This is a genomic window from Haloferax namakaokahaiae (genome assembly GCF_042663225.1).
GTDB classification, from domain to species: domain Archaea; phylum Halobacteriota; class Halobacteria; order Halobacteriales; family Haloferacaceae; genus Haloferax; species Haloferax namakaokahaiae.
Genome location: NZ_JBHTAA010000005.1, coordinates 1,338,683 through 1,360,795, shown reverse-complemented (window position 1 = coordinate 1,360,795; position 22,113 = coordinate 1,338,683). Strand labels below are relative to the sequence as shown.

Sequence of the window (22,113 nt, the reverse complement as noted above, 5' to 3'; positions counted from 1 at the left end):
GCTCTGCGTTCGCCCTCGGTTTCGTCCTGAAAGAGTCACACGCGCGAGCGCGACAGTAAAAGATTAACACCACAGAAGAACAACCCCCGTCAACGATGGCCGAAGACGTCAAGCCGACTCGCAAAAACCTGATGGCGATTGAGGATCGCATCGAACTCTCCGAGCGAGGTCACGACACGCTCGAACAGAAGCGAGACGGTCTCATCATGGAATTCATGGACATCCTCGACCAGGCGCAGGACGTTCGCGCCAACCTCAACGGGGCCTACGACCACGCACAGGACACCATCAACATGGCGCGCGCCATGGAAGGCGACGTCGCCGTTCGCGGTGCCGCCGCCGCGCTCAAGGAGTACCCAGAGATTACGACGCAGTCGAAGAACATCATGGGCGTCGTCGTCCCGCAAATCGAGTCCTCGCGCGTGAAAAAGAGCCTCGACCAGCGCGGCTACGGCCTGCTCGGTTCCTCGGCCCGAATCGACGAGGCCGCCGACGCCTACGAGGAACTCCTCGAAGCGATTATCCTCGCCGCAGAGGTCGAAACGGCGATGAAGAAGATGCTCGAAGAGATCGAGACCACCAAGCGCCGTGTCAACGCGCTCGAATTCAAACTCCTGCCCGAACTCTACGAGAATCAGGAGTACATCGAGCAGAAACTCGAAGAACAGGAGCGCGAGGAAATCTTCCGTCTGAAGAAGATCAAAGCGAAGAAGGAAGAAGAAGAGAAGGAAGCCCGCGAGGCCGCCGAAGCGGAAGCAGAAGCCGCCGCCGCGAACTGAGTTTCTCTATCTCTCTCCAAATCGATTTTCACACCCCGCCGCGTAGCCAGCGGTATGTCTTGCTCCGAGTGCGACGGCGACACCGCCGTCTTCGCCGTCCCCGACGACATCGCTTCGTACGCGCCCGACGACGCCAAGCGCGTGTCGCTCTGTGGAGACTGTCTTCGCGTGCACGCGAGCGACGACCCGGTGACGGCCGACTCGAATCGCTCGCTCGCCGACATCGTCCCTGCAACTGACGGCGGCGCGGCGCTGGCGCTCGTGATTGGCATGCTCGACTCGCTGGCGCTCAACCGCGCGGCCATCGTCACGTGTCTCGAATACGCCGAGGCAGACGGCGTGGACGTACACCTCGCGCTCGATAGGCTCGCCGAGTCCGTCCCCGAGGCGCACTTCGACGTCGCGCGGCGACACGCTCAGCTAGACTCGTTTCTCGACGCCTGAGGTTCGACCGAGGTGTGATCCGACTCGGTACGCCGACCGAGACGACGAGCACAGTTTCCGAACCCATTTCACCGCGTTCGTATAAGCAGTGACGAGATGAATCGCACAGCAACTACGTTCTGGGTCACGTTCAGAGTGCCTCGCAGGCGGCGATGGTGAGTGTGAACGGTCGATTCGGTGGTTTTGCAGACGGGACGCGAGTCGTCCTCGCCGCGGTCATCGTCAGCACGTTCTTCATCGGATTCGGCGGCGGCGTCATCTTCCCGATTCTGCCGAATCTCGGTGCCGTCCTCGGCATCTCGCCGTTTCTCGTCGGCATCATCCTGAGCGCGAACCGGTTCTCACGACTCGTCGCAAACGCCCCGGCCGGGACTCTCGTGGACCGAATCGGCACGCGGACGCCCTTCGTCGTCGGAATGTTCGTCCAAGGACTCGCCACGTTCGGCTACGTGCTCGCCATGGTCGCCCCGCTCCCCGAAGCGTGGTTTCTCGCCGCGCGACTGCTGTGGGGTGTCGGAAGCGCGCTCGTCTTTGCGACCGCCTACACCATCGCGGCGGACGTGAGCGACGATGGCTCGCGGGGGACGAACATGGGACTCATCAGAGGCGGCGTCCTCTTCGGCTTCCCGACGGGCGTCGTTATCGGCGGAATCGTGAGCGAACTCACCTCCACGCTCACCGCCTTCGCGGTGGCGACGGCCTTCGCCTTTCTCGCCAGTCTCGTCGCGTACGTGACCGTCCCCGAGACGCACGTCGAAGGAGAACAGAAGAAATCGGTCAAGCCGTGGGACATCAACACGAGTCTGCCGGCGCTCACGGTCGGACTGGTGAACTTCTCGGTGCTCTTCGTCTACATCGGCGCGCTGTTCGCCACGCTCGTCTTGCTGCTCGGCCAGAAGGACCTCAGCGTCCTCGGATTCGACGCCCAAGGCTCGTCGGGCATCTTCATGGGCCTGACCGTCGTCGCCGCGGGCGTCTCGATGTACTTCGGCGGCTACGTGAGCGACCAGCGCGGGTCGCGCATCCCGACCCTCCTCTTCTTCTTGGGGGCGACGTCGCTCGGTTTCGTCCTGCTCACGCTCGCCGATTCGAATCTGTCGCTCGCGCTCGCGTGTCTGTCCATCGGCGTCGGACAGGGCGGGACGAGCGGGCCGTTGATGGCGCTCTTGGGTGACCTCGTCCCCGACGAGGAGATGGGCCGCGCCGTCGGAACGAGCAACGTGTTCGGCGACATCGGCGGCGGGTTCGGTCCAATCGTGACGCTCCCGTTGCTCGACTCTATCGGCTTCGCGCCGATTTACTTCGCGTGCGCGCTCTTGCCCGTCGTCGCGGCCGGGATTCTGCTCGTCGGTGTCCGACGAGAGACCGGTCACTTCCTTCCGAACGTCCGGTGACCGGACGTCGGCGTCGTCAGAGAGAGACCTGTCGGTGTCGCGTCGTGGTGGAGAAAAACGCCGAGGAGAGGGTGTTTAGACGCCGGTGGAGTAGCGAAGGATGCCGGCGATACCGCCGAAGGCGTCGTAGAGTTGCTCGCCTTTCTCGAAGTCCGTGCTGATGAACTTGGTCTCGGTGCCGCGCTGGTCGGCGAGGTTCATCAGGAACTCGATGACGTCTTCGCGTTCTTTGAGTTCCGCCTCGCTGCCGTCTTCGCACTCGTGGGTCGGCGTGTTGTGGCGGTGGTCGATGAGTTCGTACTCCTCCTGCCCGTCGCAGTCGAAGATGGCCACGTCCTTGCGGAGGTCCTCGGAGATGAGGAGTCGGTCAACAGACCCCATGACGAGGTTCTTGCGCGTCGCTTCGAACCCGTAGGTGGACTCGTTGCCGCGGTGGAGTTTCTCGAAGAACTCGTCCATCTGTTTCTTGTCCTTGATGACCTCCTGGTCGGCGAGGGCCTCTTGGCCGGCATCGACGAGGTCGTAGAGACCGGATTCGTCGGTGTAGGCCACGTCGAACTTGCCGACGACGAGGTCCTGAATCTCGTGGTGGAGGTAGTCGCCGTCGAGGAACTCGTCTTTCGTCGGCGACGGACCGCCGACGAGGACGCCGTCCATCTCGTGGCGCTTGGGGACGAACAGGTCGTTGGCCATGCCCGCGACTTCCTGATAGAAGTTGTCGATGGCTTCGAGACGCAGGCGAGCGAAACGCTGGGCGGACTGGCCACCTTTTCGCTGCTTGCCGGGGACGAGCGACGAGGCGCTCTTGACCGGTTCGACGCGTTTGCCTTTCAGCCACCCGACGTTCGCCTCGCGGCGGTCGAGGACGACGAGACCGAACAGGCCCTTGTCCATGAGCATGTCTTCGAGCGGCCCGGTGAGGAAGTTCGAATCACAGTGGTACCGGAACGACTGAATCGGCTCGGGCGGGCTTTCGAGCACCTTCGTGACCATCGTAGTCTGGCCGCCGCCGGAGTTGACCGCCCCGGAGAACATGACGATACCCCGCTCTGGCGGGAAGTTGTCGTAGTATCGGAGCCGGTCCTTGATACTCGTCAGTGCGTCTTGGACGTTCGTCCGCGTCTGTTTCGACTTGATGTTCGAGGCCTCGCTGTGCTCCGTGATGACGTGTTCGACCACGTCGGAGATTTGCTTGTCCTCGGGGATGTAGATGGTGACGAGCTGGGTGCCGGAGCCTTCGTACTCTTTGAGGTCCTCGATGACCTTCTTGAACTCGTACTTCCGGCGTTCTTCACCCGCCTCCTCGGCGTCGCTACTCATTACACAACCTAGTCCGGCCAGTGGCTAAGTAACCTTTGACTGGCCACGTCTCTCGGTATCATACGCCACGTTCGGGGTGATTTCGGGGTCGAAACCCTTCGGGGGCGGGGTCGGAGAACCTTTATGTGCCTGTCACGGGTGAATTTCGACATTAGGAACATGGCACGGGTCTACGCAATCGCCAGCGCGAAGGGCGGGGTTGGAAAAACCACCACGACAGCCAACCTCGGGACCGTCCTTGCGATGGCCGACCACAACGTCCTCGTCGTCGATGGCGACCTCGGCATGCCGAACCTCTCGTCCGCACTCGGCGTCGAACCCGACAGTGCGACCCTCCACGACGTTCTCACCGGCGACTCGCCGGTCTCTGAGGCGATTTACGAGGGTCCCGCCGGTCTCGACGTGCTCCCGGGCTCGCCGGCACTCGAAGCGTTCGCCAAAGCGGAATCGACGGGGCTGGAGTCGATTATCCCCTCGCTCCACGACCAGTACGACATCATCATCATCGACACCGGTGCGGGGCTGAGCAACGACACGTTCGTCCCGATGAAACTCGCCGACGAGGTGCTGTTGGTCTCGACGACCGAGCGCAGTTCGCTCGGCGACACCGAGAAGACGCGACAACTCGCCCACCGAATCGGTGCCGAGACGGTCGGCGTCGTCCTCACGCGCGTGGACCAGACGAATCCGAACGCCGACGAAGTCGCCTCGCGCCTCGACGCGGGCGTCATCGCCGTCGTGCCGGAGGACTCCGCAATCAGAGAGGCGCTCAACAGTCAGGCCCCCGCGGTGCTTCGCTCTCCCGACAGCATCGCCTCGGCCGGCTACCGCGCGCTCGCAGAAGCCCTCATCGGCCAGCCCGTCCCGGCACCGTCGTCGGACGAGGACGCGGCGTCTCCCACCGAGGAAACGGAGACCCCATCCGACCCAGAACCAGCGCCGACGCCCGACCCCGGGAGCGACTCGACTGTCGTTCCGACCGACCCAGAACCGGACGATACCGACTCTGCCGCCCCCGCCGAGTCGGAATCGACATCCGAACCGGACGTGGCGTTCGAAGCCGACGCTGACCCGGTCGTCGAAGGCGACACTGGACCTGTCATCTCTGACCCGGAACCTGTCGAAACTGACCCCGAATCGGATTCGGAACCAGAGCGAGACCCGACCGAATCCGAACCGGTCGCAGAACCTGCTTCGACTACACTCGAACCGGACCCTGACCCTGTCGAATCCGACTCCGACCCCGCCGACGAACCGTCTCTCTCGTTCGACTCGGACCCGGATTCGCACGACGAGGACGACGAACCCGACGCTGACGCGATTCCGTTCTCCTCCGGGGAGCGTTCCGACTCCGAGCCTGCGGGCGACGAGGCGGACGCGCCGGTTGACGACCCCGCCGACGCGACCGACCCCGTCGAGTCTGGAGGCGCGTCGGCCGATTCGGAACCGGTTCACGACCCGCTGGCCGAACCGTCACCGACGACGGTGGAGACGGAGACCGACCCGCTGGCGGCCGACCCGCTCGACTCGGGCGAGGACGTGGACTCGCTCGCCGATTCGGTGGACGTGTCGGACGTGACCGGCGGTTCGTCCCAGTCGCGGGAGTCCGAGACCGTCAAGCCGATGGACGAGGACCCGCTGGCGGCCGACGCCGAACCGATGGGAGAACCGCTCCACGAGGAGACCGACTCCGAATCGGTCACCGAAGCGACCGCCGACGAACCCGTCCAAGTGACCACCGGCGACCCCGCCGAAGAGACTATCGAGGAACCTCACGACCCCGAACCTGCACCCGCGACGGACGCGGACGAATCGGCCGCGACCGAGGTCGAACACGACGCACCGGCGTTTGACCCGGAACCGCAGACGGCCGACGAACCGGTCATCGAGGCCGCAGAGGAAGACGACGAACCGCTCGTCGCCGAGGCGGAACCGACCGAGTCGGAAGCCGAGGTCATCGACCGCGACGACGAGGGGGACGAAACGGAGCGCGACGAGATGGAAGACGACGAGGAAGACGGCGTCTACACCACGTCGCTCGTCGAAGAGGTCGAATCGTTCGAGGAGGAAGAGAAGAAAGAGAAGAAGAAGGGCTTCTTCAGCCGCTTCCTCGGCTAATCTGGCTGACTCGACGAAACGAGAGACCTTTTATTTGCGTCTGTGGAACGGCCACCTATGGCAGAATCCGATTCGATACCATTCTGGTGGATCGTGCTTTTCCTACTCCTCGCGCTCGGCGCGGGCGGCGTGACCGTCCTCGCCGTCGGCGGGTCGCTCATCTCGGGACTGGCGTCGCTCCCACTTCTGTTCTGAAAAAATCGTTCGGACGCGGTTACATCGAGTTCGGGGCTTCCACGCCGAGAATCGACAGCGCGTTCGCCACTGTGTTGCGAGAGGCTTTGACGAGCGCGAGTCGTGCCGCGCCGACCTCGGGTTCGGCGTCGAGCACCGAGCACTCGCGGTAGAACTTGTTGAACACCTCTGCGAACTCGCGGGCGAACGTCGCAATCGCGTGCGGTTCGAGGTCGTCGGCCGCCACTTCGATAGCTGCCGGGAAGCGCGCGATGACGCGGAGTAAGTCGCGTTCGGCCTGCGTGTCGAGCACCGAGGGGTCCACGTCGCTCGCGTCGATGCCGGCGGCGTCCGCCTCGTTGACGATGCCGCAACAGCGCGCGTGAACGTACTGGATGTACGGCGCGGACTGGGCTTCGAAGTTGAGCGCCTGGTCCCACTCGAAGGTGATGGCCTTCGCGGGTTGTTTGGAGACGATGTCGTAGCGAACCGCGCCGATACCGACTTGGCGGGCGATGCGCTCGATGTCGGCTTCCGTGAGGTCGTCGTCGCGGATGCGGTCTTCCATGCGCATCTCGACTTCTTCGCGTGCGCGTGCGATGGCCTCGTCCAGCAGGTCGTCGAGCATGACGCCGGTGCCTTCGCGGGTGGACATCGTCTCGCCGCCGGGGAGATTGACCCACGAGTAGATGACGTTCTCCAGTTTGTCCACGTCGTTACCGAGGATGTCCAGTGCGGCGCGCAGTTGGCCGGCTTGGAGTTTGTGGTCCTCGCCGAGGACGGTCACGGCGCGGTCGTAGTTGTCGAACTTCCACTCGTGATGCGCGAGGTCGCGGGTCGTATAGAGCGAGGTGTCGTCCGAGCGGAGGAAGACGAGGTTCTTCTCGAAGCCGTAGTCGTCGAGTTCGAGTTGCCACGCGTCCTCCTCGTAGACGGCGTTCTCCGTCTCTTTGAGGCGGTCCGCGACGTCGCGGGTCTGGCCGTCGAACATGAACCGCGTCTCTTTGACGAACTCGTCGAACTCCGCGGGGAGGCGTTCGAGACACTCGCGCATGCCGCCGAGGACTTGGTCCACGACGTTCTCGACGCGGGCGTAGACCTCCTCGTCGCCCTCTTCGAGACCCTGCAGGATGGCCGTAATCTTCGCTTCAGCGGCCTCAGCGTCCGCGGCGTCGGCCTCTTCGAGGTAGGCGTTGCCCTTGCGGTAGTAGCGCACGAGGTCGTACTCGATGCGGTCGCGCTCGGGTTCGCCGTCGAGGTCCGCTTCGTCGAAGGTCTCGTAGGCCCACGTGAACAGGGCCATCTGGCGACCGGCGTCGTTGACGTAGTAGTGTCGTTCGACGTCGTTACCGGCGAATTCGAGCAGGTTGGCGACGGCGTCACCGATGACCGGATTGCGGGTACGGCCGACGTGAACCGGGCCGGTCGGGTTCGCGCTGGTGTGTTCGACGACGACGCTGTCGCCGGTCGATGGCAGGTGGCCGTAGTCGGTGTCGTCTGCGGCGTCTTCGAGGGTGTCGTCGTAGTACCGGTCGGTGACGTGGAAGTTCACGTACGGGCCTTGGGTATCGACCGCGCCGAGGTAGTCGTAGCCCTCGATGGAGAGTTCGTCGGCGATGTCGTTCGCAATCTTCGGCGGTGGAGCGCCGACGACGCCCGCGAGTCGGAACGCCACGCTGGAGGCCAGTGTCGCTGGCACGTCCTCCGGTGGCTCTTCGACTCCGAGGTCGTCGGTGGGGAGGTCGAGCGACGAGAGCGCCGCAGAGAGCGCCGTCTCAACCTCCTCGCGGAACTGTCTGAACATGCACGCGGGTTCACGGCAGTCGGCTAAAGGCCTTTCCGAACGGGTCGGCGGATGCGCACTCGCGGAGGGTATCTCGTGGTCCGTCCACTCGTACCATACTAGTTAGGTAGTATCGGTATTTGTGTCGCTCACCTTTCTTGAAGTGCGATGGGGCACCTGCCGCCCCTTCGACCCACCCCACCAATGAGTCGATGTACCTACTGCAAGTCGTTCGTTTCCGTAAACTTCGTTCGAGTGTTCGGTGACGACGATGACAACGTCTACGCCTGTCCGAACTGCTCGGCGAACGAAGGAATCTCGGTTATGAGCGCCCAGCGACGGTCGAGTCTCCTGTAACCCCACTCACCCTGGTACCTTCTCCTGCCGTTCCTTCTCCTGCCGTTCCCTTTTCGCTGCAACCGACGGACTTAGGAGCGACGCGACGAACCGTTGTACCAGAACGACATCGGAAGCGGAACGTCATCGACGCTGTCTCCATTCCATTTCTGGAATGCATCTCATTTACGATACGCTTATGGCCGATGCAGCCAACTAGTGAGATATGTCAGAATCGGCAGTCGCCGCTGTGGTTGGCTACGACGAGTTGGCCACGCTCAAACTCATCGCCCTCGACGGCGGCCGCTCCGGGCCGGTCAAGGTCTCCTGTGCCGGTCTCGCTACCAGATTGGATGTGTCGAACCAGACGGCATCCCGTCGCCTCCAACAGCTCGACGAAGCCGACTTCATCGACCGCGAGGTCGTCTCCGACGGCCAGTGGATAACTATCACCGAGGCGGGTGAGGGTGCGCTCCGCACGGAGTACGCCGACTACCGTCGCATCTTCGAGACGCCCTCGACGGTCACGCTCGACGGCACCGTCACCGGCGGCATGGGCGAAGGTCGCCACTACATCTCGCTGTCGGGTTACATGGAACAGTTCGTCGAGCGACTCGGCTACGAACCGTTCCCCGGCACGCTCAACGTCGAACTGAGCGACGACGCCATCCACGCCCGCGCGGGGATGTCGTCGCTCGATGCCGTCCCCATCGACGGCTGGGAAGACGACGAGCGGACGTTCGGCCCGGCGACCTGCTATGCTGCCCACCTCGAAGCCGACGGCGAGACGTACGAACCCGTCCACATCATCGTCCCCGAGCGCACCCATCACGACGAGTCGCAACTCGAAATCATCGCGCCCGACAAACTCCGCGACGAACTCGACCTCGCCGACGGTGACTCGATTACCGTTCGCGTCGAGGAGGTCGAGTCCGAATGAGTCGCGCGACCGAGACCGACCGCGACACGTTCGAACGGGTCCGCTCGGCCTTCGGCGCGGGCGAACCTGTGCTCATCCACGACTTCGACGACCGCGAAGGCGAGACTGACCTCGTGTATCCCGCGGCCGCCGTGGACCCCGCCGCCGTCGCTCGCATGCGCAACGACGCCGGCGGACTCGTCTGTGTCGCCCTCGCCGACGACGTGGCCAACGCGCTCTCGCTGCCGTTCATGGACGACGTGCTCGACCACCCGGCGACGGCCGCCCACGACCTCGCCTACGACTCGCGCTCGTCGTTCTCCTTTACCGTGAACCACCGCGACTCCTTTACGGGTATCACCGACCGCGACAGAGCCATGACGATTTCTCGCCTCGCACCGGTCGCCGAATCCGCCCGCGCCGGCGACTACGACGCCGACGACTTCGGCAACGAGTTCCGCGCACCGGGGCACGTTCACCTCCTCCGCGGCGCGCCGAACCTCCTCTCCGACCGGCAGGGTCACACCGAACTCGGTCTCGCCCTCGCCGACGAGGTTGACCTCCCGCCCGCCGTCGTCGTCTGCGAGATGCTGGACGACCAGTCGGGGTCGGCGCTCTCGGTCGCGGCCGCCCGCGACTACGCCACCCGCCACGACCTCGCCTTTATCGACGGCGACAGCCTGTTGGACGAACTCGCATAGGGCGTCTTCCTACTGCTCACGCCTACTTCGTCCACGTCTTCTCACTGACGCCACGACCACTCGGGTTCCCACCCGAGTACCCGGCGCGCCTTCTCGGTCGAGACGAGCGACCGATTCCCTTCGAGTTCGCCTCGAATCTCCGCATCGTACACCTCGCGCGCGAGCGTCGCCGACGGGACCGGCGTACTCGTGTCTGCGGCCGCCAGCCAGCAGACTTCGTGGCCCTGAAAATCTGCTTCGATAGCGAGTCGCACTGCTCGCGCCGCGTCCTCGCGGCCGAGATAGGAAAACAGCGTGTTGCGGGCGGTGTGAAAGACGCCGGCCTCGCGGAGTCCGTCGAGCGAGCGGTCCGCCTCGGCGAACGTCGCTCGGGCCTCGTCCTCGCTCGGCATCCACGGGAAGCGAAGGCTGGTGATGGTCGTCGGGGCGTCCGCACGTCGGGCGAAGCCATCCGCGGTCTGTTCGGCGAGTCGCTTGCCGAGTCCGTAAGGGTTCGAGGGCGTCGCGCGGTGCGATTCGTCCACGGGGAGGTAGTCGATTCGCGCCGGCTCGGGTTCGAATCCGCCGCCGATGGCGCTCATGCTGGAGGCGAGCACGACGTGGTCGATGTCGAGGGCGGCGGCCACTTCGAGGACGTTGTAGGTCGATTGGACGTTGCTCTCGAAGACGCGGTGGCCGGGGACGTTCGTCGGCGTCGAAATCATCCCCAGATGGACGACAGCGTCTGCATCGACGGCGGCGAGTGTAGCGGTCAGGTCGCCCGGATTCAGCGCGTCGGTACGAAAGTCGCGGTCGGCGACGACTGACCCGCCGCTTCTGCTGGCGTTGGTGACGGTATAGCCGTGGGTTTGGAGGTGTTCGATGACGGCCGCACCGATGTTGCCGGTACCGCCCGTTACGACGACGGAGTTGACGGACATGCACCGACGATGGGCGTCGGCGACAATATGTCTGCGGAACGGATGGACGGTTCGTCATGATTTTAGCGGGGGCCTTCGAAAGCCAGTACATGGGATTCGACGACATGGACGTGTCCACGATTTGGATGAACGGAGAGTACGTGGACTGGGAGGACGCGAAGATTCACGTCCTCACGCACGGCCTCCACTACGGGACCGGCGTCTTCGAGGGCGTCCGCGCCTACTCGACCGACCGCGGTCCGGCTATCTTCCGCTGGGAAGAACACCTCGAACGGCTCTATGCCTCCGGCAAGCCGTACAACATGGAGATTCCGTACTCGGAAGAGGAACTCACCGAGGCCACCCTCGAAGTCATCCGCCGCAACGACCTCGAATCGTGTTACATCCGCCCCATCGCCTACTACGGCTACGACTCGCTCGGCGTGAGTCCACAAGATAACCCGACGGACATCGCCATCGCGGCGTGGCCGTGGGGTGCTTACCTCGGCGAAGAGGCCCTCGAACAGGGTGTCGATGTGATGGTCTCCTCGTGGCGCAAGCACGCCTCCAGCCAGATTCCGACCAACGCCAAGACGACGGGTCTCTACGTGAACTCGCTTCTCGCAGGCGAGGAAGCCCGCCGCAACGGCTACACCGAGGCAATCGTCCTCAACAAGGAGGGCAACGTCGCGGAGGGTCCCGGCGAGAACATCTTCCTCGTCCGCGACGGCAAGATTCTCACGCCCGGTCTCTCCCAGAGCATCCTCGACGGCATCACCCGCGACACCGTCATCACGCTCGCCCGCGAGCGCGGCTACGAAGTTGACGACAACGCGACCATCAGCCGCGGCGAACTCCACACCGCCGACGAACTGTTCTTCACCGGCAGCGCCGCAGAGGTCACGCCGATTCGCAAGGTGGACAACGTCATCATCGGCGACGGTTCGCGCGGCCCGGTCACCGAAGAACTCCAGAGCGCGTTCTTCGACCTCGTGGAGCGAGAGACCGACGACCACGAAGAGTGGTTCACCTACGTGGACGAGCAGTAATTCGATTCGCGGCTTTTCTTCGAAAACGGGCGGAGAGAGCTTAGCTATCGGTCTGCGAGGCCGGCGCTTGCTCTTCTTTGACTTCGATATCGAACTTCTTCGTGTGGTCTTCTTCGGCGAACCCGGCGGAGAGAATCCGGGTCAGTGCCTCTTCGACGCGCTCGCCCGTCTCCTCGATATCCTCTGGTTCGACTTCCATCACGAACCCCGTCGTGATGTTCGGCGCGGTGGGCATGAAGACGATATCCTTGCCGTCTCTGGTCTTCTTGCCCGTCTTGAACGCCGTCATGCGGACGCCCGGCCACACTTCGAGTCGGACGGGTTTCTGGAGGTCTTCGGTGCCGGTGAGTGCGGTTTCGACCGCGAGTTTCGAGGCGTTGTAGAGAATGCGAACCAGCGGGACCCTGTTCATCGCGCCGTCGAGACCTGATTCGAGCAATCGGCCCGCGGTAGTCCGCATGAGATAGCCCACCGAGAGGACCAGCATCAAGAACACGACGATGGCGACGAAGAAGCCCAACACCGGCGGTTGTATCTCGTCGATGAACGGTAACTTGAGGATACTGTTGTAAAGAATCGCTAAAACGTACGTAATGACGAGGAGCGGAACGAGGACCACGAGTCCGCTTGCGAAATCGCGTCTCCACGAGGACATTGATACGCGGAAGGTGTACCCGTGGGCTTAAGGGGATTTCTAGTGGCGACGGTTCTTGCCCGGTTTTCAAATTCCGACGACGGCTCGGAGTGCAAAAAGGGCGTTCTCCTTGCGCTCGCGCACGCGACGATAGAAGTACGAGAACCACTTGCCGCCGTACGGTGCGTACTGCCAGACTTCGACGCCCTCGGCCGCGAGCTTTCGTTGCTCGTCCTCGCGGACGCCCATGAGCATCTGAATCTCGTAGTCGCGGTCGTACCTCGCGCCGAGTTCCTTCGCATAGGATATCATCTTCGGGTCGTGGCTGCCGACGGCGACGCCGCCGACGTACTCCTCGAAGAGGTACTCCAGCAACTCCTTGTACACCTCGTCCACCTTCGCCTTGTTCTTGTGTGCGACCGCAGCGGGTTCGTCGTAGGCACCTTTGACCAGTCGAATCTTCCCCGGCACGTCCGAGAGGCGTTCGAGGTCGTCGGGGGTGCGCTTGAGGTTCGCCTGCACGCACAGTCCCATCCCGCCGTCGAACTCACGAGCCAACTCCTCGAACGCGTCGAGCGTCGCGTCGGTCGTCTCGTGGTCTTCCATGTCGCACCAGAGGAACACGTCGTGCTCGTCGGCGGCCTCGGCGATGCGTCGGTAGTTCTCCGAGAACACGTCTGCGCCCATGTCGAGACCGATTTGCGAGGGCTTGACCGAGACACACGCGTCGAGGTCGGTGTCGGCGATGTCTTCGACGAGTTTGATGTACGTGTCCGCGTCCTCGTCGGCGGGCGCGCGTTCGTGGTAGTGCTCGCCGAGCAGGTTCAGAATGACCGCCACGCCGTCCTCGTTCGTTCGTCGGGCGTGGTCGAGCGCCGCCGCCTCGGACTCTCCGGCGACGAAATTGCTCGCAATGGGCGGAATCATACTGGTCGATTGCAAGCGTCCGGATAATAGACTTACCATCCCTCGTTTCGGAGAATCGCGGGACGACGACCTGCTGTATCGAATCGTCGGAACTTACATGTCCCCCGCTAGACCCATCTGTATGGTCGTTTCTCTCGTCGTCACTGCCTTCTGGGCGATGTTGCCCGCCTATATTCCGAACAACGCCGCCGTCCTCGCCGGCGGCGGCCGCCCCATCGACGGTGGTCGAACAATGGACGGCCGTCGCATCCTCGGCGACGGCAAGACGTGGCGCGGTACCGCCGCGGGAACGATTGCCGGACTCGCCGTCGCGCTCGCGCTCAACGTGGTCCAGCCAACCGTCTCTTCTCTTCTGGGGTTCTCGCTCCCGACGTTCCCCCTCGCCGCTGGGTTCGGTCTCGCACTCGGCGCGATGCTCGGCGACATCGGTGCCTCGTTTCTCAAGCGTCGGACGGGCCGCGAGCGCGGCGCGGCCTTCCCCGGACTCGACCAACTCGACTTCGTCGTCGGCGCGCTCGTCCTCGCTCTCGTCTTCGCGCCTGCGTGGTTCACCGCGACGTTCACGCTCCCGCTTCTCACCGTCGTCCTCGTGATGACGCCCGTGCTTCACGTGGTGACGAACGTGGGGGCGTACGTGCTCGGCTTGAAGAACGAGCCTTGGTAGCCGCCCACTTTTTTCTGCGTCGGGGCCGCCTACGGCGACCCACTCCTTGAAAAACCTGGAGGAAAAAAGGGCCGCGAAGGCTCACTTCGTTCGCTTCGCGGAACGATATCTGGACCTTCTACAGCCGAACCGCCCCGTTTAAGCGCCTCCCTGTTGCCTCTCGAAACAACATGGCGAACGACGAACTCATCGCGGCCCTGCGCGCGGCGAACGCGGTCCAGTTTGGCGAGTTCGAGTTGTCCCACGGCGGCACCTCGAACTACTACGTGGACAAGTACCTCTTCGAGACGGACCCGAAGTGCCTCAAACTCATCGCCGAGGCGTTCGCAGAGCGCGTCGCGGACGACGAGAAACTCGCGGGCGTCGCACTCGGTGCGGTTCCGCTCGTCGCGGCGACGGCCGTCGAAACCGGGAAACCCTACGTCATCGCGCGCAAGAAGGCCAAAGAGTACGGGACGGCCAAGCGGATCGAAGGCGCGCTCGAAGACGGCGAACACGTCACGGTGCTCGAAGACATCGCCACGACGGGCCAGAGCGCGGTGGATGCCGTCGAAGCGCTCCGCGATGCTGGCGCAGTCGTAGACCGCGTTATCGTCGTCGTTGACCGCCAAGAAGGCGCAGAAGAGTTGCTGGCCGAACACAACATCGAACTCCAGTCGCTCCTCACCGCCGACGACTTGCTGGCGGACGCCGACCACTGATACACGTCTGTGAGTAAGTAGCGCACAATCTGCAATCGAAGTATTCATTTTTGTGCAAACGCGAATGCGAGGGTATGAACAGAGCAGAGAAAGCCGCACTCCAGTTGCAGGCTGTCTCCGTCCTCCGGATGCTCAAGGAAACGCGGACCTACGACGAACTCGCAGCCCTCACTGGACTCCCGGCTGGTGACCTCAATCGCTACGTCAACGGCCACGTCCTCCCCGGCGTCGAACGCGCCCGCGAGGTCGTCGAAGGCGTCGGCCGCGACGCACTCTCCGACGAACTCGAAGCCCGCGTCCGATTCGACGACGAGGGCTACGTCGATAACTCCGGCGTCGTCTTCGACCAGTCCTTTCTCGACCTCATCGCCCCCGTCGCGGCGAACGCGCTCGAACTCGAACGCCCCGACGTGGTGCTGACGGCCGCGACAGACGGCATCACCCTCGGTGCCGCGATGGCCAGCTACTTCGGCGCGCGCCTCGCCTACGCGAAGAAGTCGAAAGAGACGGCCGTCGAGGAGTTCATCGAATCCCGCCAGCGACTCGCCTCCGGTATCGAACTCACCTACTACCTCCCGCAGAGCGCCATCGACGCCGGTCAGCGCGTCCTCGTCGTGGACGACCTGATTCGCTCGGGCGAGACGCAAGAACTCCTCGTCGATATCGCACTGCAGGCGAACGCCGACATCGCGGGCGTCTTCGCGCTCATCGCCGTCGGCGACGAAGGTATCGACCGCGCACGCGAACTCACCGACGCACCGGTCGGCGCACTCAGCAAATTCGAGTAACGTCTCTCTCGACTGGGGGACGCGGCCGCACTTTAGCTCCTCTCTCCCGCTATTTTCGAACGTTTACTGCTGAAAATAGTCACACTCATGTTGGTGAATTCTGTGTGTTGCCGAAATCAATCCACGAACGTGCATATTTTCTGGTCTCTCAATGGTAATGCTTATGTGTGAATTGCAAGGTATGCTTACTCGTGCATCATGGGGCTCGCTGAAACCCTCTCAGACTACTTCGACGTGCATAAACACGGGTCCTCGGTCGGGACCGAGATAATCGCAGGTATCACGACGTTCTTGACGATGTCCTACATCGTCGTCGTCAACCCCGCCATCATGACGGGGATTCCGGACGCCAAACCCGGCGTCATCATCTCCGGATTCGCACCGGGGCAGGTCCAGTCGATGCTTGCGGTCGTAACCATCCTCGCCGCCGCAATCGCCACACTGGTGATGGCGTTCTACGCCAATCGACCGTTCGCGCAAGCGCCCGGTCTCGGCCTGAACGCCTTTTTCGCCTTCACGGTCATCGGCGCACTCGGTATCTCGTGGCAGACCGCGCTCGCCGCCGTCTTCGTCGAGGGCATCATCTTCATCGCCCTCACCGCCGTCGGCGCGCGTGAAGCCATCATCAAAATCTTCCCCCAACCGGTCAAGATGGCCGTCGGGACGGGTATCGGTCTCTTCCTGACGATTATCGGACTCCAGGCGATGGGAATCGTCGTGAACGACCCCGCGACGCTCCTCACGCTCGGTGACCTCGCGTCGAACCCCGTCGCAATCGTCTCCATCGTCGGCCTGTTCCTCACCTTCGGTCTCTACGCCGCGGGCATCCCCGGGTCGATTATTATCGGTATCGCCGCGACGACGATTATCGGGTGGGCGCTCACCACGTTCGGCGTCGTCTCGCCCGAAGCGGGTCTCGTCGCCGGCTCTTCGGCCGCGACCTACGACATCACGCCGCTCGCCGGCGCGTTCATCTCCGGCTTCGGCGGCATCGAGGCGTTCAGTTTCGCCCTCATCGTCTTCACGTTCTTCTTCGTGGACTTCTTCGACACCGCGGGCACGCTCGTCGGCGTCGGACAGGCCGCGAACTTCCTCGACGAAGACGGGAACCTCCCCGACATCGACAAGCCGCTCATGGCCGACGCAATCGGCACCACCGCCGGAGCCATGCTCGGCACCTCGACGGTCACGACGTACATCGAGTCCGCGACGGGCGTCGAAGAAGGCGGCCGCACGGGTCTCACCGCGCTTGTCGTCGCCGTGCTCTTTATCGCCTCGCTCGCGCTCATCCCTCTCGCAACGGCAGTCCCACTCTACGCCTCGCACATCGCGCTCGTCGTCATCGGCGTCGTGATGCTCCAGAACGTCATCGACATCGAGTGGGACAACGTCACCCACACGATTCCGGCCGGCATGACCATCCTCATCATGCCCTTCACGTACTCCATCGCCTACGGCATCGCCGCAGGCATCGTCTCCTACCCGCTCGTCAAAGTCGCCGCCGGTGAGTACGAGGACATCAGCGCCGGTCAGTGGGCGCTCTCTGCGGCCTTCTTCGTCTACTTCATCGTCCGGACCTCCGGCATGCTGCAAGCCACGGTCTGACGACGGCACTCACTCTTTCCCTCTCCTCCCTTCTCCCGTTCTCGCTGTCTCCCTCTCCTCACCTTCTCGCTGTCCAACTTTCTCCTCACTCTCTGTCTCGTCCTCAATTTCACTCTGCTCGACGATACAGTCTCGTCGAGCGGAAGTCACGCGACTCGGAACTGTCTGCGAAAATGACAAGCAAAATACATTATATGGTGTATGTCCTCTTTCCTCTGGATGAATCTGCCCTCCACGCGCACCGCACTCCGGGTCGGTGTCCTCCTCGTCGTCGCTGCGCTCGTCTCGCCAGCGGCGGTGTCTGCGGTCACGTACGACCCCGAGACCGAACCGGACCTCGAACCGGGGACGATTGCCAGTCCCGCGAACGGCTCGACGGTCATCAGCGTCCAAGGATACACGTTCCGCGGGAACACCAACCCGAAGAAGCCGGCGCGACTCATCTCGGTCGGCGAGCGCGGGTCGCTCGAATGGATATACAACAGCACCACCGGTGACAGGGGGTGGTTCTACGACGTTGACCCGATGCCGAACGGAAATCTCCTCGTCTCCTCGCCGGTCGCACAGCAGACGGTCATCTTCGAGTTGGACCCCGACACCGGCGAACGCGTCTGGGAGACGACGCTCGACATGGACGACACGCACGACGTGGACTACCTCGGCGGCGACGAGTTCGTCATCGCCAACATGCGCGCGTGGAACGAGTCCGCCGGGCGAAGCGACGACCGAATCGTCGTCTACAATCGCTCGACGGACGAGATTACGTGGGAGTGGTACTTCCGCGACCACTTCCCCGAGAGCACCGACGGCGGCTACAACGACGACTGGAGCCACGTCAACGACGTGGACCCAATCGGCGACGGAAAACTCCTCTTGTCACCCCGCAACTTCGACCAGGCGGTCGTCATCGACATGGAGTCCGGCGACATCGTCGAGCGCCTCGGGAGCGACGACGACTACGACATCATGAACGAGCAACACAACCCCGACTGGTTGCTCAGCGAGAACGGCACGCCCACGATTCTCGTCGCCGACAGCGGAAACAACCGCGTCGTCGAGTACGCCAAGGAGGACGGCGAGTGGGTCCAGACGTGGTCGGTCGGCGAGAACCTCCTGAACTGGCCGCGCGATGCCGACCGCCTCCCGAACGGGAACACCCTCATCGTCGATACGCTCAACCATCGCGTCATGGAAGTCACGCCGACGGGCGAAGTCGTCTGGGAGTACTACGCGACGTGGGGCCCCTACGACGCCGAGCGCGTCGCCCACGGTGACGAGTCGTCGGGGCCGACCATCCGTGACCTCGGCGCGAGCGGTTCCTATCCGATTACCGGGAGTGCGAACCTCACCGCCGGCAGCGGCGAGAGCGTCGGCTTCGTCGGCCAGATGCGAGCCACCTTCGCGGGAACGGCGCTCGAAGCGCCCATGAACGAGTTCGCCGTCCGCTGGGCGCACGTCACGCCGTGGCTCCGCCCGGTGTGGATGTCCGGATGGGACTTCGTCTGGGTGATTTGCGGCGCGCTCGTCGCACTCGTCTGGCTCACGGGCGAACTCGCGCTCGGAGTCCGTCGCGTAATTCGGTGAGGTGAGCGTGGTTTTCGCCAGCTATCTATCGGTCCGGCCGTGTGCACACCCCGTGCACGCGACCACGCCACTCTTTAGGTGGCCGTCCATACCAACAGGCGATGTCGAATCTCGTCTTGTACGAACTCGAAGGCTGTCCGTACTGCGCCAAGGTCAAGAACAAACTCGCCGAGTTGGGCCTGGAGTACGAGTCGCGGATGGTCCCCCGTGCCCACTCCGAGCGCACGGAAGTACAGGAAGTAAGCGGACAGACCGGCGTCCCCGTCCTCATCGACGAGGAACACGACGTCGATGGCATGCCCGAGAGCGACGATATCGTCGCCTACCTCGAAGAGACCTACGGCTCGGCCGCGTAACTCGATTACCGCATCACCGACGACGTATTTCTTTCAAAAAGTCGTGAGCGTCGCTTAGCCCTCTGCCGGGTCGCGGGCGCGCTCACGAATCAGGTCACGAATCTTGTCGGGGTCGTCGATGGCGGCGAGTTCCTCGCAACTGACGATGCCCGTCCCATCGACCGAGGTTCGCTTCTGGGTCTCTTCGACGAAGTAGACCGAGCGCGTTCGCGTGATTTCGCCGAGCGAAGACATGATTTCGGCGCGCTTCTGGGCGCTGCGCGTAAACGGCGAGTGACCGGTGAGCATGTTCCTCGGGTCGCGGCGGTCTTCGTCCTCGCTGACGGCCTTGAACGGCGCGCGAGCGGTCGGATGAACGCGGAAGCCGGCACTGGTGAGCACCGAGACGATGTGTTCGTCCGCGGGGTCCGCCGCGGGGTCTTTCGGCGTCGGTTCGGCATCGCGCACGTCGTCCGCGCCGTCGAGCACATCGACGGGGTTGGAGAAGGGGCGATTGAACAGCTCTTCGAGTTGGACCGCCACCTCGATGCTCGCGTTCATCCCGTCTTCGTACTTCGAGACGGTTCGGCGCGAGACGCCGAGTTCGGTGGCGAGACGCCCGAGGCTCCACCCGCGCTCTTTGCGCTCTTCGGCGAGGATGTCGCCGTCGAGGCTCACGTACAGGCCACCGGGGGCGGCGTAGATGAGCGGCGGCACGCCTTCGACGAAGAAGTCCATCGCGGTGTCCGGATTGATGACGGGGACGCCGTGACGGAAGTAGACGACACCGGGTTTGAGGTCCTCGTCGCGGGTGCGGAGACCGACTACCAGTGGTGTCGCGTTGAGGTACGAGCCCAGTCGTCGCATCTCGGACCCGATGACGCCGTCGAAGGCGTCGATGTTTCCGAGTATCTTCAGGAGCACCAGTTCCTCGCCTCTGCGTGCGGCAAGGTCGAAGCTCTTCGGCCGGATGGCGATGCGGTCGCTCACGACGAAGCCCGCGTCTTGGAGCATCGCGGCGACGTTACCAACCAGCGCTGACCGGGACATAGGGGGCATTAAGTGATTCGGACCATAAAGCATTTTCCCCGTATCGGGGCCTGCGTCCCACGATTACTCCGTGAATTATCGTCCAGTTATATAGTCGCGGCCGACCCGAAAGGTGTTACTCCGCCCTTCAGCTATCATCCGGTAATGACCGTCATCGGTCTCGACGACACAGACTCACGCACCTTGGGGATGTGCACGACGTACCTCGCAACGCTCGTCGCCGAGGCCATCGAAGCGAACGGCGGTACGATAGAGCGACTGCTCTTGATTCGACTCAACCCCGCGGTCGAACACAAGACGCGCGGAAACGCCGCGCTGGCGATTCACACGGACTTCCCCGCGGGTCAAGCGTTCGAACTCGCGCGCGCCGAACTCGAACGCTGGGCCGTCATCGACGACGACCGAACCAGTCCCGGACTCGTCGTCGCGCCGGGGTCTGCCGACACCGTCCCGACCGCGGTCACCCAGTTCGCCCGCGACGCCGTCCGCGACTTCCATACGGTCGAGGCGGCGGTCGAAACCGTCGCTCACTCGGGCTTTCTCGCCCAAGGCTGGCACGGCGGCCGCGGCCAAATCGGCGCGCTCGCAGCGGTCGGTGCGTGGGCGGCCTTCGACTCGTGGACCTACGAGCACATCTCGTATCGAGAGTTCTACCGCTGCGGAACGCCGCGAGAGGTCGATATCGACTCGGTGTTCGAGTCGGCCGACGCCGGCTATCCGACCGCGTGGGACACCGTGGACCACGGCGAGGGCGAAGCGGTGTGCGTGCCGAACGCCCCCGGCCCGATTCTGCACGGGATTCGCGGCGACGACCTGACCGTCGTCCGCGAGGTTGCCGCGGGCATCGAATCCGAACCCGTGGACCGCGAGGCGACGTTTCTCACCAACCAAGGGACCGATATGCACCTCCAGTCGGGCACCGTCGCCGACCTGCGAGACGGGCACGCCTACCGCGTGACCGGAACCGTCGAATCCGAACCGGAGACGCGCCGTGGTGGCCACGTCTTCTTCACCGTCTCCGACGACGAGACGACGCTCCCTGTCGCCGCCTTCGAACCGACCAAACGGTTCCGCAATCGCGTTCGCTCGCTTCGCGTCGGCGACGAACTCACACTGTGCGGCGAGGTGAGCGACGGCACGCTCAAATTAGAGAAGTTCGCCGTCCGCGACCTCGTCGAGACCGAGGCGACGACGCCGGTCTGTCCCGAGTGCGAACGGACGATGAAGAGCGCGGGGAGAGAACAGGGCTACCGCTGCCGCGACTGCGGGACGGACGCGCCGGGAAAAGTCGAGACCGATATCGAACGCGACCTCGAACTCGGGTGGTACGAGGTGCCGCCGTGTGCGCGACGACACATCGCCAAACCGTTGGTTCGCGGCGGGTTCGACGCGGTGACCCATCCGGAGCGATAACGATTGAATCCGGAGCGATAACAGCCGAGCTCCGAATCCCGCGACCTACTTGGCGACCACCAGAATCTCCGTGTTGTCGCGGCGGTCCACGAACGAACTTCCCGCGGGTGGTTTCACGTCCACGACGAGCGTCCCGTCTTCTCGATTCGGGCCGAGTTCCGGGTCGAGGTGTATCGTCGCCTCTCCGCCGTCTCCCGATTTCTTGTGCTCGACTTTTTCGATGTCGGCGGTCCCCGATTTCACGACGACCGTCGCCCCTTCGACCGGGTTGCCCTCGTGGTCCACGACGGTGAAGGTGATGTCCTGTGGGCCTGGCGTGACGACGTCGGGGTCCGGTTTCACGTCGAGTTCCGAGGTTGCCAATCCCTGCACGCCAGAGAGCATGTTGAGCATCACGCTCATCGCGGCGACGCCGACGACGAGGGCGATGACGAGACGAATCGGGAGTCCTTCGATAGCGCGGGTGTCAGACTGGAATGCTTCGAGCATGGGCCGT

General features: G+C 63.6%; 23 protein-coding genes. 16 read left to right on the top strand and 7 right to left on the bottom strand.

The genetic code is table 11. The annotated features are described in order from the left end of the window. Window positions 1–95: 95 nt before the first annotated feature. From ACFQJC_RS14790 to ACFQJC_RS14780, 3 genes are all read left to right on the top strand, one after another. Window positions 96–779 carry a V-type ATP synthase subunit D gene (locus tag ACFQJC_RS14790; RefSeq protein ID WP_390224774.1) on the top strand — a complete coding sequence of 228 codons (684 nt, stop codon included), beginning with the start codon at window positions 96–98 and terminating at the stop codon, window positions 777–779. A 54-nt stretch (window positions 780–833) separates the two neighbouring features. After that, a complete protein-coding gene (locus ACFQJC_RS14785) occupies window positions 834–1,223 on the top strand; it encodes a DUF6276 family protein (RefSeq protein ID WP_390224772.1) in 390 nt (129 codons plus the stop codon). 161 nt (window positions 1,224–1,384) lie between these two features. Further along, on the top strand, window positions 1,385–2,617 hold the full coding sequence (locus ACFQJC_RS14780) for an MFS transporter (RefSeq protein WP_390224770.1): 1,233 nt from the start codon (window positions 1,385–1,387) through the stop codon (window positions 2,615–2,617). A gap of 75 nt (window positions 2,618–2,692) precedes the next feature. Here the strand turns inward: ACFQJC_RS14780 and prf1 are convergent, their stop codons facing one another. Next, window positions 2,693–3,937 (bottom strand): peptide chain release factor aRF-1, encoded by a 1,245-nt coding sequence (gene prf1, locus ACFQJC_RS14775; protein ID WP_390224768.1) that lies wholly within the window; start codon window positions 3,935–3,937, stop codon window positions 2,693–2,695. A 159-nt stretch (window positions 3,938–4,096) separates the two neighbouring features. Here prf1 and minD point away from each other — a divergent pair, with 159 nt between their 5' ends. Next, window positions 4,097–6,055: a cell division ATPase MinD gene (gene minD, locus ACFQJC_RS14770; RefSeq protein WP_390224766.1), complete on the top strand. Its 1,959-nt coding sequence runs from the start codon at window positions 4,097–4,099 to the stop codon at window positions 6,053–6,055. 57 nt (window positions 6,056–6,112) lie between these two features. Then, window positions 6,113–6,250, top strand: a complete 138-nt coding sequence (locus ACFQJC_RS14765) for a hypothetical protein (RefSeq protein ID WP_390224764.1) — start codon at window positions 6,113–6,115, stop codon at window positions 6,248–6,250. A gap of 19 nt (window positions 6,251–6,269) precedes the next feature. Here ACFQJC_RS14765 and argS read toward each other — a convergent pair whose 3' ends face one another. Beyond that, window positions 6,270–8,033: an arginine--tRNA ligase gene (gene argS, locus ACFQJC_RS14760; protein ID WP_390224762.1), complete on the bottom strand. Its 1,764-nt coding sequence runs from the start codon at window positions 8,031–8,033 to the stop codon at window positions 6,270–6,272. A gap of 183 nt (window positions 8,034–8,216) precedes the next feature. Between argS and ACFQJC_RS18260 the strand changes: the two genes are divergently transcribed. The 3 genes from ACFQJC_RS18260 to ribB all read left to right on the top strand — a co-directional run bounded on the left by ACFQJC_RS18260 (window position 8,217) and on the right by ribB (window position 9,968). Beyond that, on the top strand, window positions 8,217–8,369 hold the full coding sequence (locus ACFQJC_RS18260) for a DUF7563 family protein (protein ID WP_465261517.1): 153 nt from the start codon (window positions 8,217–8,219) through the stop codon (window positions 8,367–8,369). 205 nt (window positions 8,370–8,574) lie between these two features. Continuing rightward, window positions 8,575–9,288: a DUF120 domain-containing protein gene (locus ACFQJC_RS14755; protein WP_390224760.1), complete on the top strand. Its 714-nt coding sequence runs from the start codon at window positions 8,575–8,577 to the stop codon at window positions 9,286–9,288. Next, complete coding sequence (gene ribB / locus ACFQJC_RS14750) at window positions 9,285–9,968, top strand: 3,4-dihydroxy-2-butanone-4-phosphate synthase (protein ID WP_390224758.1); 684 nt, start codon at window positions 9,285–9,287, stop codon at window positions 9,966–9,968. Before ACFQJC_RS14755 ends, ribB begins: the two co-directional genes overlap by 4 nt. 41 nt (window positions 9,969–10,009) lie before the next feature. Here ribB and ACFQJC_RS14745 read toward each other — a convergent pair whose 3' ends face one another. After that, entirely contained in the window at window positions 10,010–10,888 is an 879-nt protein-coding gene (locus ACFQJC_RS14745) for an NAD-dependent epimerase/dehydratase family protein (protein ID WP_390224756.1), read from the bottom strand. A gap of 89 nt (window positions 10,889–10,977) precedes the next feature. Between ACFQJC_RS14745 and ACFQJC_RS14740 the strand changes: the two genes are divergently transcribed. Beyond that, window positions 10,978–11,916: a branched-chain amino acid transaminase gene (locus ACFQJC_RS14740; protein WP_390224754.1), complete on the top strand. Its 939-nt coding sequence runs from the start codon at window positions 10,978–10,980 to the stop codon at window positions 11,914–11,916. 40 nt (window positions 11,917–11,956) lie between these two features. Here ACFQJC_RS14740 and ACFQJC_RS14735 read toward each other — a convergent pair whose 3' ends face one another. Together ACFQJC_RS14735 and ACFQJC_RS14730 are read right to left on the bottom strand one after the other, a co-directional pair. Continuing rightward, window positions 11,957–12,571, bottom strand: a complete 615-nt coding sequence (locus tag ACFQJC_RS14735; protein WP_390224752.1) for a DUF502 domain-containing protein — start codon at window positions 12,569–12,571, stop codon at window positions 11,957–11,959. A gap of 66 nt (window positions 12,572–12,637) precedes the next feature. Then, window positions 12,638–13,477, bottom strand: coding sequence for a proline dehydrogenase family protein (locus ACFQJC_RS14730; protein WP_390224750.1), 840 nt, complete (start codon window positions 13,475–13,477; stop codon window positions 12,638–12,640). Window positions 13,478–13,598: 121 nt separating this feature from the next. Between ACFQJC_RS14730 and ACFQJC_RS14725 the strand changes: the two genes are divergently transcribed. The 6 genes from ACFQJC_RS14725 (at window position 13,599) to ACFQJC_RS14700 (ending at window position 19,175) form a co-directional block, all read left to right on the top strand. Then, window positions 13,599–14,141, top strand: coding sequence for a CDP-2,3-bis-(O-geranylgeranyl)-sn-glycerol synthase (locus ACFQJC_RS14725; RefSeq protein WP_390224747.1), 543 nt, complete (start codon window positions 13,599–13,601; stop codon window positions 14,139–14,141). A gap of 170 nt (window positions 14,142–14,311) precedes the next feature. Beyond that, window positions 14,312–14,842, top strand: coding sequence for an orotate phosphoribosyltransferase (pyrE, locus tag ACFQJC_RS14720; protein WP_390224745.1), 531 nt, complete (start codon window positions 14,312–14,314; stop codon window positions 14,840–14,842). Between the two features lie 74 nt (window positions 14,843–14,916). Further along, window positions 14,917–15,630 (top strand): phosphoribosyltransferase family protein, encoded by a 714-nt coding sequence (locus ACFQJC_RS14715; protein WP_390224743.1) that lies wholly within the window; start codon window positions 14,917–14,919, stop codon window positions 15,628–15,630. 198 nt (window positions 15,631–15,828) lie between these two features. Further along, window positions 15,829–17,235 (top strand): NCS2 family permease, encoded by a 1,407-nt coding sequence (locus ACFQJC_RS14710; RefSeq protein ID WP_390224741.1) that lies wholly within the window; start codon window positions 15,829–15,831, stop codon window positions 17,233–17,235. 219 nt (window positions 17,236–17,454) lie between these two features. Further along, window positions 17,455–18,819 carry an aryl-sulfate sulfotransferase gene (locus ACFQJC_RS14705; protein ID WP_390224739.1) on the top strand — a complete coding sequence of 455 codons (1,365 nt, stop codon included), beginning with the start codon at window positions 17,455–17,457 and terminating at the stop codon, window positions 18,817–18,819. A gap of 101 nt (window positions 18,820–18,920) precedes the next feature. Next, window positions 18,921–19,175, top strand: a complete 255-nt coding sequence (locus ACFQJC_RS14700) for a glutaredoxin family protein (RefSeq protein WP_390224737.1) — start codon at window positions 18,921–18,923, stop codon at window positions 19,173–19,175. Between the two features lie 54 nt (window positions 19,176–19,229). On the opposite strand, the gene ACFQJC_RS14695 is transcribed toward ACFQJC_RS14700, so the two are convergent. Beyond that, window positions 19,230–20,204, bottom strand: a complete 975-nt coding sequence (locus tag ACFQJC_RS14695) for a transcriptional regulator (RefSeq protein WP_390224735.1) — start codon at window positions 20,202–20,204, stop codon at window positions 19,230–19,232. Between the two features lie 144 nt (window positions 20,205–20,348). Here ACFQJC_RS14695 and ACFQJC_RS14690 point away from each other — a divergent pair, with 144 nt between their 5' ends. Then, window positions 20,349–21,617: a TiaS agmantine-binding domain-containing protein gene (locus tag ACFQJC_RS14690; protein ID WP_390224733.1), complete on the top strand. Its 1,269-nt coding sequence runs from the start codon at window positions 20,349–20,351 to the stop codon at window positions 21,615–21,617. Window positions 21,618–21,662: 45 nt separating this feature from the next. Here the strand turns inward: ACFQJC_RS14690 and ACFQJC_RS14685 are convergent, their stop codons facing one another. Continuing rightward, window positions 21,663–22,106: a DUF7382 domain-containing protein gene (locus ACFQJC_RS14685; protein ID WP_390224731.1), complete on the bottom strand. Its 444-nt coding sequence runs from the start codon at window positions 22,104–22,106 to the stop codon at window positions 21,663–21,665. Window positions 22,107–22,113: the final 7 nt, after the last annotated feature.

What these genes read in the sequence shown, in the direction of transcription:
- prf1 (WP_390224768.1), bottom strand. Translation starts at nt 3,937, where the DNA reads ATGAGTAGCGACGCCGAGGAGGCGGGTGAAGAACGCCGGAAGTACGAG.
- ACFQJC_RS14700 (WP_390224737.1), top strand. Translation starts at nt 18,921, where the DNA reads ATGTCGAATCTCGTCTTGTACGAACTCGAAGGCTGTCCGTACTGCGCC.
- ACFQJC_RS14685 (WP_390224731.1), bottom strand. Translation starts at nt 22,106, where the DNA reads ATGCTCGAAGCATTCCAGTCTGACACCCGCGCTATCGAAGGACTCCCG.
- ribB (WP_390224758.1), top strand. Translation starts at nt 9,285, where the DNA reads ATGAGTCGCGCGACCGAGACCGACCGCGACACGTTCGAACGGGTCCGC.
- ACFQJC_RS14705 (WP_390224739.1), top strand. Translation starts at nt 17,455, where the DNA reads ATGAATCTGCCCTCCACGCGCACCGCACTCCGGGTCGGTGTCCTCCTC.
- ACFQJC_RS18260 (WP_465261517.1), top strand. Translation starts at nt 8,217, where the DNA reads ATGAGTCGATGTACCTACTGCAAGTCGTTCGTTTCCGTAAACTTCGTT.
- ACFQJC_RS14730 (WP_390224750.1), bottom strand. Translation starts at nt 13,477, where the DNA reads ATGATTCCGCCCATTGCGAGCAATTTCGTCGCCGGAGAGTCCGAGGCG.
- minD (WP_390224766.1), top strand. Translation starts at nt 4,097, where the DNA reads ATGGCACGGGTCTACGCAATCGCCAGCGCGAAGGGCGGGGTTGGAAAA.
- ACFQJC_RS14790 (WP_390224774.1), top strand. Translation starts at nt 96, where the DNA reads ATGGCCGAAGACGTCAAGCCGACTCGCAAAAACCTGATGGCGATTGAG.
- ACFQJC_RS14740 (WP_390224754.1), top strand. Translation starts at nt 10,978, where the DNA reads ATGGGATTCGACGACATGGACGTGTCCACGATTTGGATGAACGGAGAG.
- ACFQJC_RS14725 (WP_390224747.1), top strand. Translation starts at nt 13,599, where the DNA reads ATGGTCGTTTCTCTCGTCGTCACTGCCTTCTGGGCGATGTTGCCCGCC.
- ACFQJC_RS14785 (WP_390224772.1), top strand. Translation starts at nt 834, where the DNA reads ATGTCTTGCTCCGAGTGCGACGGCGACACCGCCGTCTTCGCCGTCCCC.
- argS (WP_390224762.1), bottom strand. Translation starts at nt 8,033, where the DNA reads ATGTTCAGACAGTTCCGCGAGGAGGTTGAGACGGCGCTCTCTGCGGCG.
- ACFQJC_RS14695 (WP_390224735.1), bottom strand. Translation starts at nt 20,204, where the DNA reads ATGTCCCGGTCAGCGCTGGTTGGTAACGTCGCCGCGATGCTCCAAGAC.
- ACFQJC_RS14745 (WP_390224756.1), bottom strand. Translation starts at nt 10,888, where the DNA reads ATGTCCGTCAACTCCGTCGTCGTAACGGGCGGTACCGGCAACATCGGT.
- ACFQJC_RS14715 (WP_390224743.1), top strand. Translation starts at nt 14,917, where the DNA reads ATGAACAGAGCAGAGAAAGCCGCACTCCAGTTGCAGGCTGTCTCCGTC.
- pyrE (WP_390224745.1), top strand. Translation starts at nt 14,312, where the DNA reads ATGGCGAACGACGAACTCATCGCGGCCCTGCGCGCGGCGAACGCGGTC.
- ACFQJC_RS14710 (WP_390224741.1), top strand. Translation starts at nt 15,829, where the DNA reads ATGGGGCTCGCTGAAACCCTCTCAGACTACTTCGACGTGCATAAACAC.
- ACFQJC_RS14690 (WP_390224733.1), top strand. Translation starts at nt 20,349, where the DNA reads ATGACCGTCATCGGTCTCGACGACACAGACTCACGCACCTTGGGGATG.
- ACFQJC_RS14755 (WP_390224760.1), top strand. Translation starts at nt 8,575, where the DNA reads ATGTCAGAATCGGCAGTCGCCGCTGTGGTTGGCTACGACGAGTTGGCC.
- ACFQJC_RS14765 (WP_390224764.1), top strand. Translation starts at nt 6,113, where the DNA reads ATGGCAGAATCCGATTCGATACCATTCTGGTGGATCGTGCTTTTCCTA.
- ACFQJC_RS14735 (WP_390224752.1), bottom strand. Translation starts at nt 12,571, where the DNA reads ATGTCCTCGTGGAGACGCGATTTCGCAAGCGGACTCGTGGTCCTCGTT.